Below are 15,747 nucleotides of genomic sequence, written 5' to 3'. Positions count from 1 at the left end.
AAGAAAGCTGATTTCGGAGTGATGAAGCCTTTTAAAAATATAATGCTCAATACGGCCCTTCTTATCGTATTTTTTGGAATGGGGCAGGGGCCTGTCCTTGCGTCGTCAAATGCACAGCAAGAACAAACCGTAAGAGAGCATCATGTATTTGCGCAAGAGATTCTAGGCGAGGCATGGATGAGCGGCGAACTGCATAAGGTGTACCCTTATGCGATTATTGATCATGACCAACTCCGCTTTAAAATATTGACAGATTCAGGGGACGTCGTTGTTAAAGGCACTCAGGACACCCGCATCTATATTCAAGAGCTATACATCACGGATATATTGAAGAGCCGTTCTACATCTGGTGTTGTCTTGCAATCCACAGGGGCTCGTATGGCGAATTTGGTGAAGACTCCAGTTCGCGCCGTAAAGGCCGTTGGTAAGCGCACGGAAAAGGTCGACTCTGTAGGGGATGCCGCTCTCTTTATTCCAGATCTAACGCTGGATGTTGCTGGCGGCCTATTACATGGCGTGGGTGAGCTGTTCGTCACAGGGCAAAGATTAACGTCCAGTGTGGGGTCTACGAAATGTGAAGGGTTAAATTGTGTTGGAAAGGCTGGAGAAGATATCTGGTCTGGTGTGAATTCCTTGATGGGAAAACACAATGCCGCGCGGAAACTACACAGCGAATTTGGAACAGACCCGCAAACAGAAAATAGAGCCTATCGCCGCCAAATTGATAGAATTTCTTATGCTGAAAGTTACATTGGAACTGCTGTTAAATTGGGCGTGGGTAATGCGGGTGTTGATGTCGTCAGCCCATGGATGACTAGCGTAGGCTATTATAATAATGGTGAATTTCTTACGGGCTACGAAGATGCACATCGTCGCAGAAATTTTGAAAAAGGTAGAATAGTCAGCTGGGGCATATCGCGCCCTCAAGTGGAGGACTTTTACAAAAGTGAAGCCTTTACGAAATTGCAGCGGCGTCGTTTCTTTATCGCTCTGGAAACTATTCATGATCAACAGTTGAAACGGCGCATATTTGATGAGGCCTATTGGGCACCGGACAGAGCCGAGGCGCGTGGGCATTTAGCGCGTGCCGAACATATTGCGGAGTTTGCAAAACAAGGACTTGTGACCCTTGGTGATAAGTCAGCAAGAGCCTTAACTGTTATAACGCATGACGGAAAACGAATTACGCCGATTTACGCAGACCTATTGAATTCCAATAGTCACATTGCGGGGCCGCATGCGATTGTGAAACAAACTTCAGTCCAAAATGAAATTCATGTTTTGGGTAGAGCGTCTCAACGCTTCGTCAATATGGCTGTTGGTGTAGGGTTTAGCGTCGTGCAATTTCCGCAGTAGACGTAAATTGAATTAAATCACTTTGCGCTTTTCAGTTTTCAGTGACTTCAATTTGAGACGCATGGTTTCATTTATACCAAGCTATCTTAAAATTAGTGGTACACTTTAATATAACTTAGGCTTCGCTCTAGGGATTTGAATTTAAAAAAGCGGCTAATGTCTGGCCGTGCAGCTTTGATTAAAATCATAGCCCATGATTTACCTACCCCCATTATGTAGTTTCAAAACTAATAAAATTGACTGGGGCCGAATATGAAACTCAAAACATTTACAGCTTTTATAGGGCTTGGATTGGCTGCCCTTATATCGAGTTGCGCAGAACAGTCTGAGGTGGTGCCTACTAACAAAGCTGACCTTCCCGTTTTGGTGCAGGCAGATGGTTCATACCCCGTTGTCCCTTTAGAGAAAGACAGTGTTGTCTTAAAGGTCTTGCAAACAACGGTGGATTCACTGTCGAGTTTTGAGACTGTTGAGGCTGGTTTAGAACATAATCTTCAGCATATGGAAGCTATGGCCGAAAAAGCCTGTACGACGGGTAAAAAACCAGATTTCTTATTATATCACGAGTTTCCATTGACGGGTTATTCTTCTGGGTCGCGTACAGATAAATTGAAGTTTACAGTCCAAGTGCCTGGACCAGAAACAGAGCGCTTAGGAAAAATTGCCAAAGCCTGTGATACTTATTTGGTGTTTGGAACTTATGCGACAGATGCTGATTGGCCTAATCATATTCTCTCAATCAATGCCGTTATTGGCCGTGATGGAGAATTAAAAAAGGCGTTCTGGAAGTCTCGTAATATTAAGCGCATTTATGATGACCGAGAGATTATGACGACGACAATCGAGGCCGTTCGCGACAAATATCGAGCAAAATATGGGCCAGAAGAGGAGTTCCCTGTTCTTCAAACCGAATATGGTAATATTGCTGTATCAACTGTTCAAATGGATCCATTTATTTTTGCGGCCTTTGCCATGCGAGGAACAGAAATTATGATCCGCACAGCCACTTTATTCGCAGAGGATGACGTTATGGCTATGGCACGTATTAATAAATTTTACTCACCTATGACCAATATTGCATTTAATGTACCGGGTTATAATGCTGGCGAGAGTATAATCGTAGGGCCGAATGGTGAAATTTTGGCGAAATCGCTATCAAAAACCGAAGATGATATCATTGAGGCTGAGATTCCTATCGCAGAGTTTCGAAAGAATAGAAAAATTCCCAACTTCGCGTATGAAATGGTTCGGCCTGTTTTAGATCAGTATGTGCAAGAGTTTCCTCTTAACCACCTTGATATTCCAAATGATACGCTTCCTGAAACAGGGCAAGACATGAAAGCTTTGATGGAGAGTGTCAGTCGTTTCAATAAGGCTTCGGAATAAACGCGCTTGTGGCCACAAGCTAAACTTCGTTTATGCTAAACCCATTCGCAATGAATGGGTTTATCGTGACCTTACTTCGCAGATTGTTTGTCAGACGTGCCGTCGAGGAATTTCTGTGAAGTCATAGCCATATCTGAATAGGCCACATCAAAGAGACCCGTCGTGATATGCTCTAGATATTCATATTCAGAATTGGGGGTCAAATTATGCGCTTCCAATGTTTCCGACTCAAGGCTTCCTTTAATGGCGACATACAGAACTGGGACTGAAATTAACGGGAGCCGTTCATAACCAGGATAAGAAAAAACGGTGTAATAGGCTTGAGTGCTATTTGGCATAGATTGCATGTAGTCATTGAAATGGTCTTGTGCCGCTTCAAGACTAAGCCCGCCTTTCATCGTTTGCTTGGCGAACTCCCATTTCGAGATAAGATGAGAACCATCTAATTCTATGATATCAGGTTTTGCATATTTTTTATGTAATTCGGGCAGTTTATGGGGCGCGTAAACGGGTACACCCGCGAGCACCATTTTATTCACACGGTCAGGGGCTATAATGGCCATCTCTACCCCTATAAGGGTGCCGGTGTGATATCCAATTACGTCTACAGGTTCATGAATTCCAAGCTCCTCAAGTACCTTTAGGGCGTTGTCAGCATAATCTTGCATGGAAGGCGCCGTTTCCGGCCCCGTAGAATCTCCATATCCGGGCGTGTCGATTGCTATGATGAGGCGATCAGAGCGCATGGCCTCTATAAAAGGGATGTAAGTTTGAGAGGAGTAGGGGGTTGGGTGTAATAAAACGAGGGGCGTTTTCTTTGATGTGTTATTTTGAGGCTTCGCGACTCGAACATGCGCTTGGCCATAATTTCCTTCTACAAAACTGCGCTTTATAGTGCCTGGTGCTTGAGCCTCAATGAAGCTTTGGTCAAGAACGGTCGTGCAGGCCGCTAGACTTATGAGGCCTGTATAAAATGCCGCTTTAAAGAGTTTGCTCATGTGTATTTTTTCATATTTGCGCGAATCTCATCTTGATCCCAGATAACGCCGCCCATCCAATCGCCGCATGCGGGTGTAATGTGATGAACGACAATGGAGGCATACATCTCATTGCCAATATAGGGGTCATCACGCATGACATCCCATGCGGCCTCTTTGCTGTCCGCAGCAATTAAAAAGAAGCTCCCTATGATCTCTCCATCAGGGGTATCCCTCATTGGGCCTGCCACTCTGTATTTTTCGTTATTGGCTTCGATGTGATCGAGATGACCAAAAAGAAATTCTTCGCGAGGGCCCTTGGTTTCTGGCCCATCCGTACAAATGAACATAAATGTTTGTTCTTGAAGTTTTGCAACGCGTTTAGCTTTGGGCATAAGATATCCTTTTTATTTGAATTTATAGATAATCAGAGTGGGATAAGGCTGACTTAAGTCAATCAAAACCATGAGTCGATTTCTGTCTAAGGTCTTTGCTGCTCTAAAGCGCCTCAGTAAAATAGTTTTCTGACCCCGGAATTCATACCCCGTCTAAACGCTGAAATACGTTAAAAATCGATTGTGTTTTGACCTCAATCATAAGCCTACCTTTTTTTAGGGCTAATTATACAAGTAACAAGCCAATCAGAGAGGCGGTCAACAAGACTGCCCCGCGGCATTTTGGGGAATTATCCTTGGTAAGGGGAAGGTATATTTAATGGGAAATGTAATTAAGCGTACCACGCTAATGGTTCGAGACATGGAGCGTTCGCTTGTCTTTTTCCGTGATATATTAGGCGCCAAAATATGGTTTGATCGTCCATTCACATTAGATGGCGGTGGCCTGCCAATTGGGAAAAAAGGTGACAAGCTGAGATTATGTATCATCCAGTTTGACCATGATGAGATTGGAATGATTGGTCTTATGGAGTTTCTTGACCCAGTCATGCCTGCGCCAGAAGTCAGCTATGATTTGGGCTATGGTAATCCCGTTTTTGTCGTCGTCGCGGAAGACGCCCAAGCAATCTATGATAAAGCGAGCGCAGCGGGATTTAAAACGCGGGGCGAGCCGAAAGAATGGTCAACAACAGGCGCAAAGGGTGAAACCAAACATTTCTTATCGACATTTCTTTGGGATAATGATGGGCACTTCTTTGAATGCAATCAGGTGACAAAAATTGACGCTCCTGAATAAGCAATGGTGCGTCGGGGCAAGGCCTGAAGGCAAGCCCAAACCCAGTGACTTTCTATATAAAGAATCTCCGATGCCCGTTGCTGGCGAGGGTGAGGTTCTGCTTGAGACGCTTTATCTGGGCATAGCGCCTGTGATGCGTATGTATATGATGAACCTGCCCGCTGGTGGTGAGCCGCCACTGGACTTGGGTGACGTTATTCATGGGCGGGGCGTGGCGCGAGTCATGGAAAGCCGCCATCCAGACTATAGCGTAGGAGACATTGTTCAGGGTCAACTGGGTTGGCAGACCCATAAGGTCTCAAAGATGACCGAGCGAGAACGGTTCTTAAAAGTCAAGCACCATGAGCTGTCTTATGCACATTCGGTTAGAATATTATCCATGACAGGGCTGACAGCCTATACATCATTTTTTGATCAAGGTTCTCCAAGAGCTGGTGAAACCGTTGTGGTGTCAGGCGCCGCAGGCGGTGTTGGGCATATGGTTGTGCAAATGGCAAAAATCGCAGGGTGCCATGTGATTGGTATCGCTGGCGGCGCAGAAAAATGCGCTGTTGTGAAGCGTTTAGGGGCTGACGCTATGATCGATTATAAAAACGATGATGTCGCCGCTAAAATAGCTGAGCTTTGTCCTGACAAGATTGATATCTATTACGATAATGTTGGCGGCGAAATTTTATCAACCTGCTTGGATAACCTAGCTTATAATGCGCGTATCGTGCTTTGTGGGTCCATTAGCGAATATACTCGTGAGGAAAAATTTGGCCTCCAAAACTATGCAATGTTACGCCGAGCGAATGCAACAATGCACGGCTACTTTGTTTATAATTATTTAGACCAGTTTGACGCGTGTAATGCGCAATTGGCGGAGTGGATTGCCACGGGGCAGATGAAGCCCTTAATTGACGAATTAATCGGATTTGACAAAATGCCAGAAGCGCTCATCGGCGTTTACTCAGGCAATAATATAGGGACGCGCTGCGTAAAGGTGAAGTTAGATGAGTGAGAAACCTAAACTAAGATTCCAAAGATCAAACTTTGTTGTTGCCAATATTGAAAGGGCTTTGACTTTTTATGAAGGGGTTCTGGGGTTTGATGTCGTTTTCGTAAAAGAGAGCGCTGAGGACAGCTATAGCTACGACGTTTTTGAGATAGATAAGTCGAATAAAATGCGGTTTGCTGTCTTAGGAACAACCGAGCAAAGAAATGTCATGGCTCTGACTGAAGTACCAGAGGCCAAACCGATTGCGGCTACGCCGCGCCGAAGCGCAATTATTTTAGAGATTCCTGAGATTGACCGAGTTGTCGCTGAGTCAAAGGTTTTGGGGTTGAAAGTTTATCCAGAAGATAAGTTGATTACGAAAGATGGACGAGAAGGTAGAGAAATCGGCATTGTTGATTTCGATGGAAATTTGGTTGTTATCTATCTTATTACAAAGGCTGCAGCATGAATGAGGCAAAGATAGACTATCCGAAGCCAACATATGCATGGAGCTTAGTTGGATTTCTAACTCTTGCTTATATTTTCTCGATGATGGATCGATATATCCTTGGTTACCTCATCAAGGATATCAAAGCGGATCTTTTATTTACTGACAGTCAGGTTGGCCTACTTACTGGGCCTGCATTTACGCTCCTTTATGCTCTATGCGCCATTCCCTTTGGGATGATGGTCGACCGCAAAAAACGCGTTTGGATCATTGCTTTTGGTATCGCGGTTTGGTCCGTTTCGACGATGGCCACAGGCTTGATGACCACCTTTGTTTTGTTTTTTTTGGCGCGAATGATGGTGGGTGTCGGTGAGGCGGTAATGAGCCCTGCTGCTTTTTCTATAATCGGAGATAGCTTCCCGAAAGAGCGTAGAGCGAAGCCCATTGCGACCTATTCAGCCGCATTATTTATTGCTTCAACGATTACCTCCTTCATGATTTCTATTATTTTCAAAGTTACTGATGGCGCCGAAAAGGTTATGCTGCCTGTGTTTGGCGAGCTTTCTTCATGGCAAGTTGTTCTGTTGGCTGTTGGCGCGCCGGGATTATTGGTAGCCTTACTGTTTTTCTTTCTCAAAGAGCCCCCTCGAACAGAGAGTTCCCAATCCGACACTGCGAAATTATCAGATGGGGCACGTTTTGCAGCAAAGCGTTCAGCGACGCTGCTTTGCTTTGTGACGATTTTCACAACTATGGTGGCTATTGCTTATGCTCAATTTAATTGGTTGCCTGAAATGTTTAGCCGTACCTATGGCGAAGAAGAATGGGGGCGTAGTGCTTATGCCGCCCGAAATGGGGCCGCTACTTTCCTATTTGCACTGCCAACTTATTTTATTGCTGGGTTTGTCTCGGATGCATGGTCTAAAAAAGGCCGAACAGATGCACCATTTATATTGGCCATGGTTGGTCTGTTCATAATGGTTCCGGCTACGATTATCGCGCCGCTTATGCCTACGGGTTGGACCGCTTTTGGCATGTTATGTATTGCTACGGTCGGCGTGGGTATGGTTTCATGCGTAGGAGTTACAGCTCTATTGCAAATTGTACCTGGGCATGTCCGTGGGTCGATTGTGGCCTATTACTATCTCGCAATTACTTTGCTGGGCGGCATGGTCTCTCCCATGCTTGTCGGTTGGCTATCAACGCATGTTTTTGGTGAAGATAAGTTAAACCTCGCCATGTCGGCACAGCCTGCAATTTATGGCATTCCCACGATTTTACTGCTCCCCGTCACATATCGGCTTTACCGCAAGGAATTGGCTGCGCGTGAAGGATTGGAGAATAAACTATGATCCTTTTCCTCCCGCCTGCACCGCATACAGGGGCATTTTTTGACACCGTAAGGCAGTCTTTGCAGGGTGTAGACACGAAAGCGGTTACCTATCCTGGTTACGGAGATGAGCCGAAGACAGCGGCAAGCATATCTGCCTATGCAGCGCATTCTCTTCAGAATAAAGACGCTATTCTTGTGGGCTTCCATACAGGGTGTTTGGTTGCGCTGGAAATGGCGAAACAGTCTTCGCAACTCGGGCGTCTTATCTTGGTCGATGTACCATATTTTGATGAACAAACGAAACGAGAATATGCCTCTGGTTTAGACCCAGAGAACTCTGCTCATGATGCGTTTCGTGCGGCCTTTAGTTATGATTTGGATACGGTTCTGAAAACAACGCAGCATGAAGTCATTTGTATAGCGACAGATTCGTCTCTTTATGAACCCACAGTCAAGGCGTCTACATTAATACCTGATTGTCGCCTAATTAAACGCAGAGATATTGGAAAGCCCGCTTTTGAAAATGCAGCAATGGCGGATCTTATTCGCGTTTTGGCGACATGACTCAAATCAAATGGTTTGTAAATTAGACACCTAGGAATATTCTATGACCCAGACAAAAACCTATATGATTGTAATTGCTAAAATCGAGGACCGGGACGCCTTCATACAGGGATATGGAAAAGCGGCTGGGGCTCTCGTCGAACAACATGGCGGGCGTTATGTGTTGCGCGGCCCAGGCGCAAAACTGCTCGAAGGTGATTTTGGCGATGGGGCCTCGATGGTGATTTCGGAGTGGCCAAATCGCGAGGCCGTCGAAACATTTTGGAATTCCCCTGAATACCAAGCGGCGAAATTATTGCGGGAAACAATTTCTAAATGTCAGGTCTTAATTATCGATGCACCCAAATTCACTCAGGATTAAATTATGAAAAAGAGCATTCTGGCCACTTTTATGGGGCTTTCCTTATTTGCGTCGGCTGCGCCCTTTGCTATCGCCCAAGATAGCAGTACCGCAGACGCTAAAATACTGAAACGCGACTTTGCTAGAATGATGGACTGGTTTCCGGGCCGTTATGACAATCAAGAGCAAGTCTATTTCGAAGATAATCTGGAAGTAGATGATAGTTTGCGACATGGTCGTATTCATCATTTATTTGTGCCTATTGATCTTCCTGGCTTTCCCGGAACGACCTTTTACGTTCAACAATATCAAAATGACGACCCAACGGATGTGTATCGTCAACGGGTTTATAGTTTTGAACCAGATTACGAAGAAAATGCGACACGCTTAACAATTTATATTCCTAAAAACTCCAAAGCTATTCTCAACGCACATGAAGATCCTTCCAAGCTCAAGGGCCTTACTCCATCTGATTTCACAACGTATCCGGGGTGTGAAGTATATTGGACCTACCAAAATGAGTTTTATCACGGCTTTATGAAAGAAGGCGCCTGTAAGGTAAAAAGTAAACGGTCAGGAAAGACTTTGGTCGTCACAGATGATTTGCAGCTCTCTAAAAAAGGCATATGGATTCGTGATGAAGCCGAGGATTTACAGGGCAATTATATCTATGGGAACAAAGCCGGCATACATCACAAGAATAACCGTGCCCGCATGTTTAATTGTTGGGTGAGTCCTAAAAAAGACGATGGAGAATACGGCTTTTACAACAATATTCGCTTACATGACCAAGGCGGCCGCGTCTGGCTGGAAGGCGAAGGCCATGAGCGTGTTGGACTAAAGATGCGGAATGTTGAATGGCCTATGGGTAATAATCGTCCGTCATTAGTTTTATATGCTTATCGCGGAGATGATGAAGATAAAGCTGTCTCATATACATGGACATCACCTGACGGAGATCGTCTCGCCATGAATTTAAGATGGCTACAAGCGAGCTGTACCTTGGGCGAAGAAGAGATTTTCCCCGGTATCAACTTGAAAACTGGAAGTGGGAAATAATTAATGGGAGAAGTCATGAAAAAATTATTATTGGGAGTGGCCGCTGGTTTATTAGCTGCCAGTTGCGCCGCGTCTGAGAGTTCAGCGTCACAAAGTGACGAGGCTGTTAAATCATCCTCGGCAAATGTCGAACGCTTGGACTTGAATACGCCTGAAGGCGCGATGTTAGCTATGCGTAAGGTTCAATGTTCTTTGGTCGATGGTGAAGCCGTGACTTATTACTGGTTTGGCCGTGCTTATTCTCGCCGCATGGGGGAGAGAGATAAAAACATTTTCAATGTTGAGGGCATGAATGTTCGGGCCTGTTCTACTGTTAATGACCCAGAAAGAGGGCTTGGCTACAAACTCGTGACTCGCGAAATTTTGCTTTATAAAGATGCAAAGACTGGTGAAGTTCTAAAGACTTGGGAAAACCCTTGGACAGGCGAAGAAGTCGAAGTGATGCATGTCGCCAATGATCCCGTAAACTCGTCTGGCTATGTCACTGGCCGTGATGGGAAGCCGGCAACATTTGGCGGTGATGTGATGGATGATCGTTTTCAAATGAGCTTTACTGTTCCGCTCTTTTACCCGAGCCCTCTGGCGAGCGAGTATGAAAAAGAAATTGGCGGCACCTATCACGCAACAGAAATGTTTAACTTCTTTGGTTTCACGGATGATTTGACAGATATGAGCAAAAATACCGCCAACGTATCTGTTGGATGGGCGCGAATGTCTGATTGGCTACCTTGGATGAATATGCAGGGACGTGAAGGCACGATTTATATGCACACGGCAGGCCGGAAATTGGAAAGCTGGGACGACATGTCTGAAACGATGAAGTCAGAGATTAGAACCCATTATCCCGAATATGTGGCGCCGCCGCCTTTGGATGATCCGCGTAAAAATATGACAAGTTGGGAATATTATAAACAAGTTCGTGACGGTGAAATAAAATTACCAAAGCGCTAAAAAAAAGCCCCTTTTGAAGGGGCTTTTTTCTTATTTCGTTTCGTAACTGGCCCAGTCATCACTGATCTTTCGTTCATCCACGAGGGTGCGAGAGATTAAAGCGTCATTTTTAAACCAATGCCATGTCCGCGCTCGCTTTGTGCCGCAATCAGAGATTTGGATCATTTCATATAAATAGAGATCGGGTTCGCCCGTCCGTGTCCAATTCAGGACAGTTGTACGGTTATGTGTGTCCAATTTCATATCGGCGGCCCAGCCCTGAATGAAATCATTATCCCAAGAAAGGCGGCCATCTTTGACATCAGCAGGGAAGTCGCGGACTTCTGTGCGGCCGTCATCCCAAGTGTAGTAATTTGTTTGATGGTAGAGATAATCTCCGCTTTCTGGGAATCGGCAAAGTAATCGAGACTTATGCTCGTCCACTTTATTGCCTTCAGCATCATAATAGCGATACATGCCATCCCACACACCTTCGTGGCGTGCTAAGACGGGATGAAGTGCTTTTAATTCATTAACAGTTTTTGGTTCGTTCATGACAGTCTCCTAGATTAAGGATTATCTAGTGTCCTTTATCGAGAGCTGTGTTGAGAATTCTCAAAATTAATCGTAGGAACTTCCTCGATTATCCGTAAAATCATCGCGCCCACCAAGGTTTCGTACGCGGTCAATGTTAAGAATGTCGCATGAATGGGAGTCTTTGAAACTGATAACCTCAGATTTTTTCAGAGAGGAGAAAGCTCGGCTTACGGTTTCAATGGTTAGCCCTAGAAAATCTGCTATATCTAGGCGTGTCATCGGCAGTTCAACATGATTGCTTTTCTCTCGAGGTCCATCAGGAGAAAATCGCGCTTGGTTAGCTCTTAAATATAATAAAAATGAAGCGACCCGTTCTACGGCAGAGCGTTGCCCAATCGTATAAACATGGTCATGAGCGCTTTCCAAAATACGCGTAAGTACGACTCTGAATTCTGAAGCAAAACCGGGTGTCGTTGCGAGGGCTTTCTCTAAAGCTGAACGCGGATATGAGATGGCCGTCACTTGGGTGAGGGCTGTAGCCAGATTTGGGTAATTTGGAGTTGAGGCCGCACCAAGAAACTGACGAGCGCTCATAAAAGAGAGTATTTGCCTGCGTCCATCGCGTCCATTTCGAGCCAATGCGACAGTCCCATCCAAAATATCGTAAAAATAGTCCGTTGTTTCACCTTCGGTAATCAAATGTTCGCCGATTTTAAAATGTCTTTCGTGGCCCTGAGTGAGCAAAAACTCTACTTCAGGGCTACGGTGTCCATCGGCCATTTCGGCGAGGTGTCCCAATTTCGTTGTCATATGATTGTCTTAATCGCAAAATATTTTGCCTTCAAGAACAATCAAATGTCTAAAAGTGCATAAGCCGCATTTTCTCCAGATTCCATAGCGCCTTCCATGCCCGTATGAAGGTGACTGAGGTGTTCCCCAGCAAAATGAAGGCGCCCAGCGGGTTCACGCATGGGGGTTGCAAGAGTTGAAATTTGATTTGGCGCCCAATGCATATAGGCTCCGCCAGCCAATGGGTTCGATTTCGTCCAATTCTGGATGGAAAGTATTTTGACTTTGCCTTTTGAAGCTGGGCGAACGGTTTTTAATATAGAAGAAAACTGCTCGAGTGTGATGTCCTTACCAGACCAATGACTCGCAGAGGTGCCGTTAATCCAAGCTCTGAAAACCCCGGTCGGCTCACCCGAAGGGGAGCGATTGGCAAATATGCGCTCAATGGGGCTGTCAGTCCACATGTCAGCAGGAAGATTATCAACATCCCAAAAGGCGTCTTCAGCTTGAAAATGAATTTGATATATAGGGGTGTATGGCAGGCTTTCCACTGCATTACGTTGTGCATGTGGTAAATCAGCATTTACACGCATCGTTCGCATTACGGGAAATGGAAGGGTGGATATACAATGGGCTGCGCGAAACCTTTGCCCTGATTTAGTTTTAACCTCTACACCGTCATTTGTTGCTGTGATTTCCGTGGCAAATTGATTTAGTTTTACTGAGCGCGGTAATGAACTTGCCATGGCTTCAGGCAAGCGTTGTGCGCCGCCTTCTACAGATAGGCTCGGCCCCATTCCTTGAGATTGTGTGTAGAGCTGCAAGGAACGATACAGGTTCAACATAGAGTAATCGCTTAATTGATTTCCGTTTAGACTGATATTGATAACTCTGCGGGCTTCATCGCCAAAGCCATGCTCACGTAAAAATTGATCTGCACTGATGTCAAAACTTTTGAATTTTGGGTCAGTCCAATCACTGGCTGATTCTAAAGGGTTTGATTTCGCGGCGAGAGTAAACAAGGGCCGAGAGGGTGTGCTTGTTTCAAAGGGCGATGGAAAAATGGGCGTTTCGCCAAAATTCCAGTCATCAGAACTGAGAAGTTTGTTTTTATAGAAATAACTTGTTTGGCGCCGAACGGTGCTTTCGGGAATAAGTGTGACATTTAACTGCGCGGCTGTATCCAATATGCGGGCGTAACTTGCCCCGATTTGTTCTCCGCCGCTTTCCGTGAAATCACCATTTTCAAGGGTTTCTGTCTTTAATCGACCACCAATGCGCTGAGATCCCTCCAGAACCAAGACATCTTTGCCTTCTGACGCCAGTAAACGTGCGGCGTGTAGTCCTGATAAGCCAGCACCTAGAATTATAATTTCAGCATCAAAACCTTTTGATGAGGCACGACATGCGGGAAGGGCGAGCGCAGATAAGCCCCCAATTATTTTTCGTCTGTCCAATACTATTGTCATAAGTCAATTCCCCCCGTGCTATTTTCAAAGCATAAGCTTAAAGTTAGATAGAAGAGTATAAGCGCTGGGAGGCCGTATGAATGACTTACCTCAAACGTCTAAGAATGAATGGGCGACGGGCTGGCCGATTGTACTCTCATCACTCATAGGTATTGCATTGTGTTTAAGTCCTCTCCCTTATTGGGCGTTGATAATCATTGGCTCTGAATTGGGTAAAGAATTCGGATGGAGCCGAGAAATTATCACGGCAGGTTTTTTATACATGACAGCAGGCGTTCTTGTAGGGGCCCCAATCGCAGGGCAATTAGTGGATAAATTTGGCGCGCGAAAGGTACTTTTACCGTCAATAGTCGCTTTGAGTGTCGGGGTTTGCTCATTTTCTCTGATGACCGCTAACCCTATTGTGTTTTACGGTATCTTTTTCCTAACGGCATTTTTTGGCGCGGCAACATTGCCGATTACATGGTCTAAAGCGATTGTAAATAATTTCGATCAACATCGTGGCTTAGCTCTTGGAATTGCCCTTACAGGTACTGGGCTTTATGGATTTTTGGCGCCTACTTATATTCAAACTTTTATCGACAGCGTGGGGTGGCGCGGCGCCTATATCGCCGTTGGCGTCCTACCAATTATTTTCTCATTACCTCTCGCGCTCTTTTTGTTTCGAGATGAAAAAGAAGAAGTCGCATTAAAAGCGGCGGGTAACCAAACGGGTTTTTTGAAGACCTATGGCAAAGGTTTTCTTGTCGCTGCAGCGTTATTTGCTGTGATGTCTGGCATCATTATGACTCAAGGGCCAGTTTGGGTTATTGTTTTGATGTTGGCGTTTCTCGCAGCCTATGTTGGGTTTGTTTATTTTCGTTCGAATAATGAAACACACTCAGTCTCAGAGTTACCAGGCTTAACTCTGCGCGAAACTTTTCATAATTACCGTTTTTGGGTAATATTCTTTTCATTCCTTGTCCTAGGAGCCGTCGTTTCAGGCATCATAGCGAACTCAAAATATATCCTTCTCGATAAAGGCTATACGGACATTACGGCTACAGGGTTTTTCACAGGGGCAGGCTTGATTGGTTTGTCAACATTGGTCGGACGCCTCATTGGAGGCTGGTTAGTGGATCATTTCTGGGCCCCAATGGTTGCCTTTGTTTTCATGAGTGTTCCAGCGATTGGGTGTTTCATCTTAATGCAAGATTATAGCGTTGGCGTAAATGCGATCGCGCTTATCCTCGTCGGTTTAGCCGCGGGTGTAGAGTTTGATATGATGGCCTATTTCACATCTCGCTATTTCGGAATGAAATCATATGGTCGTGTTTATGGACTAGTCTATGCGGCCTTTGGCCTTGGGTCTGGGACGTCGCCTGTTATTTTTAATATAATCAGAGGGGATGATACGGATTATGCCCGAGTGCTTGTCTTTGCTGCAGTTGGGTTTGTTCTTGGCGGAGCGATGCTTCTTACATTAGGGAAATATCGGAATTTCGAAAGTGATATCGCATAATGAGAGCTGTCCTTTTACTCTCTACTTTAATGACGACGGCGTGTTTGCAAACAGAACCAGAGACTTTGCCGACTTTATACATAGATGACACCTCAATTACGGCACAATCTGTTATTGAAAGCGCCTATGACAAAGCTGGCGGGGCGTTTTGGGTGCGGCCCTTATCTTTGAGTATGGAAGGTTATGCGGTATTCTATAAGGATGGCGTGGCGACTTTGAATGAACGGCACAGTATGTGGCGGGTTTATGATGCTGCAAAAATGAATGCCCACCAAGTTGACGGCATGGTCCGCATTGAAAGTATACGAGACGGAAAACCCGTCATCAATATAAGCTTTGACGGTGAAACCACCTATACGGATGCGGGGCCATTGCCACAATCTACGTCAAATAAACAATGGTCTTCTAGTTTCGGCTTTGGCGTCATTCGCCATGCGCTGGATGACGGGTATACTATGAAGCGCCTCGCAGATGATTTAATAGATGGGCGAAAGGCCTATATTGTTGAAATAACTGATCCGTCAAATGGAAAAACTCTCTTCGGAATTTCCCAAGATAATTATTCAATTTTAAAGGTCGGCTTTGACACGAATAAAGGTTGGCACGAACGCATTTACTCTAACTTTTTTTCAAATTCAGACGATGAATGGGTGCAGCCCGGGCGGGTTAGGCTATATTATAACGGCATAAAATCTAATGAAGTTATATGGACGAAATATTCTGTGAATGATGTTTTAGACACATGCTTGTTTAAGTTGCCTGAAGAGACTGATTGCCGCCAGAGGTAGTGGAGTGAACTACTTTAAAAGAAAAACAGATTAATTATTTTTTGAATTAAATTCGTTTCATGACTTAAATCAATTCTTCTTTTTCATCCAGCGCGATGAT

The 15,747-nt window shown here is 45.1% G+C and carries 17 protein-coding genes; 12 read left to right on the top strand and 5 right to left on the bottom strand.

From position 1 onward, the window contains the following. Positions 1-21: 21 nt before the first annotated feature. Both DES40_RS06560 and DES40_RS06555 read left to right on the top strand, forming a co-directional pair. Positions 22-1,356 (top strand): hypothetical protein, encoded by a 1,335-nt coding sequence (locus tag DES40_RS06560; protein WP_121099803.1) that lies wholly within the window; start codon positions 22-24, stop codon positions 1,354-1,356. Positions 1,357-1,608: 252 nt separating this feature from the next. Then, positions 1,609-2,742 carry a carbon-nitrogen hydrolase family protein gene (locus DES40_RS06555; RefSeq protein WP_121099802.1) on the top strand — a complete coding sequence of 378 codons (1,134 nt, stop codon included), beginning with the start codon at positions 1,609-1,611 and terminating at the stop codon, positions 2,740-2,742. Positions 2,743-2,813: 71 nt separating this feature from the next. Here the strand turns inward: DES40_RS06555 and DES40_RS06550 are convergent, their stop codons facing one another. Together DES40_RS06550 and DES40_RS06545 are read right to left on the bottom strand one after the other, a co-directional pair. Next, positions 2,814-3,740: an alpha/beta hydrolase gene (locus DES40_RS06550; RefSeq protein WP_121099800.1), complete on the bottom strand. Its 927-nt coding sequence runs from the start codon at positions 3,738-3,740 to the stop codon at positions 2,814-2,816. Then, positions 3,737-4,114 (bottom strand): YciI family protein, encoded by a 378-nt coding sequence (locus tag DES40_RS06545; RefSeq protein WP_121099798.1) that lies wholly within the window; start codon positions 4,112-4,114, stop codon positions 3,737-3,739. The genes DES40_RS06550 and DES40_RS06545 overlap by 4 nt, the downstream gene beginning before the upstream one ends. A gap of 319 nt (positions 4,115-4,433) precedes the next feature. On the opposite strand from DES40_RS06545, the gene DES40_RS06540 reads away from it, so the two are divergent. From DES40_RS06540 to DES40_RS06505, 8 genes are read left to right on the top strand one after another with little or no spacing between them, the layout of a single operon-like run. Further along, complete coding sequence (locus DES40_RS06540) at positions 4,434-4,910, top strand: VOC family protein (RefSeq protein ID WP_121099796.1); 477 nt, start codon at positions 4,434-4,436, stop codon at positions 4,908-4,910. Further along, the gene (locus tag DES40_RS06535) at positions 4,894-5,913 is read left to right on the top strand and encodes an NADP-dependent oxidoreductase (RefSeq protein WP_121099794.1); all 1,020 of its coding nucleotides are present in this window, start codon (positions 4,894-4,896) and stop codon (positions 5,911-5,913) included. The genes DES40_RS06540 and DES40_RS06535 overlap by 17 nt, the downstream gene beginning before the upstream one ends. Further along, positions 5,906-6,358, top strand: coding sequence for a VOC family protein (locus DES40_RS06530; RefSeq protein WP_121099792.1), 453 nt, complete (start codon positions 5,906-5,908; stop codon positions 6,356-6,358). The genes DES40_RS06535 and DES40_RS06530 overlap by 8 nt, the downstream gene beginning before the upstream one ends. After that, positions 6,355-7,689 (top strand): MFS transporter, encoded by a 1,335-nt coding sequence (locus DES40_RS06525; RefSeq protein WP_121099790.1) that lies wholly within the window; start codon positions 6,355-6,357, stop codon positions 7,687-7,689. The genes DES40_RS06530 and DES40_RS06525 overlap by 4 nt, the downstream gene beginning before the upstream one ends. Next, positions 7,686-8,234, top strand: coding sequence for an alpha/beta fold hydrolase (locus tag DES40_RS06520; protein ID WP_121099788.1), 549 nt, complete (start codon positions 7,686-7,688; stop codon positions 8,232-8,234). Before DES40_RS06525 ends, DES40_RS06520 begins: the two co-directional genes overlap by 4 nt. Positions 8,235-8,277: 43 nt before the next feature. Continuing rightward, the gene (locus DES40_RS06515; protein ID WP_121099786.1) at positions 8,278-8,595 is read left to right on the top strand and encodes a DUF1330 domain-containing protein; all 318 of its coding nucleotides are present in this window, start codon (positions 8,278-8,280) and stop codon (positions 8,593-8,595) included. A 3-nt stretch (positions 8,596-8,598) separates the two neighbouring features. After that, a complete protein-coding gene (locus DES40_RS06510) occupies positions 8,599-9,633 on the top strand; it encodes a chromophore lyase CpcT/CpeT (RefSeq protein ID WP_121099784.1) in 1,035 nt (344 codons plus the stop codon). A gap of 15 nt (positions 9,634-9,648) precedes the next feature. Then, entirely contained in the window at positions 9,649-10,584 is a 936-nt protein-coding gene (locus tag DES40_RS06505) for a DUF1838 family protein (RefSeq protein WP_121099782.1), read from the top strand. A 30-nt stretch (positions 10,585-10,614) separates the two neighbouring features. Here DES40_RS06505 and DES40_RS06500 read toward each other — a convergent pair whose 3' ends face one another. The 3 genes from DES40_RS06500 to DES40_RS06490 form a co-directional block, all read right to left on the bottom strand. Continuing rightward, complete coding sequence (locus DES40_RS06500) at positions 10,615-11,118, bottom strand: DUF3598 domain-containing protein (RefSeq protein ID WP_121099780.1); 504 nt, start codon at positions 11,116-11,118, stop codon at positions 10,615-10,617. Positions 11,119-11,184: 66 nt separating this feature from the next. Then, positions 11,185-11,910, bottom strand: coding sequence for a Crp/Fnr family transcriptional regulator (locus tag DES40_RS06495; protein WP_121099778.1), 726 nt, complete (start codon positions 11,908-11,910; stop codon positions 11,185-11,187). 41 nt (positions 11,911-11,951) lie between these two features. Further along, positions 11,952-13,358 (bottom strand): flavin monoamine oxidase family protein, encoded by a 1,407-nt coding sequence (locus DES40_RS06490; protein WP_121099776.1) that lies wholly within the window; start codon positions 13,356-13,358, stop codon positions 11,952-11,954. 76 nt (positions 13,359-13,434) lie between these two features. Between DES40_RS06490 and DES40_RS06485 the strand changes: the two genes are divergently transcribed. Together DES40_RS06485 and DES40_RS06480 are read left to right on the top strand one after the other, a co-directional pair. After that, the gene (locus DES40_RS06485) at positions 13,435-14,859 is read left to right on the top strand and encodes an MFS transporter (protein WP_121099774.1); all 1,425 of its coding nucleotides are present in this window, start codon (positions 13,435-13,437) and stop codon (positions 14,857-14,859) included. Continuing rightward, on the top strand, positions 14,859-15,647 hold the full coding sequence (locus DES40_RS06480; RefSeq protein ID WP_121099771.1) for a hypothetical protein: 789 nt from the start codon (positions 14,859-14,861) through the stop codon (positions 15,645-15,647). The genes DES40_RS06485 and DES40_RS06480 overlap by 1 nt, the downstream gene beginning before the upstream one ends. Positions 15,648-15,747 lie beyond the last annotated feature (100 nt).

The organism is Litorimonas taeanensis (assembly GCF_003634015.1).
Lineage (GTDB): Bacteria > Pseudomonadota > Alphaproteobacteria > Caulobacterales > Maricaulaceae > Litorimonas > Litorimonas taeanensis.
The sequence above is the reverse complement of the archived record's forward strand: the minus strand, read 5'-3'. Positions and strand labels throughout refer to the sequence as shown.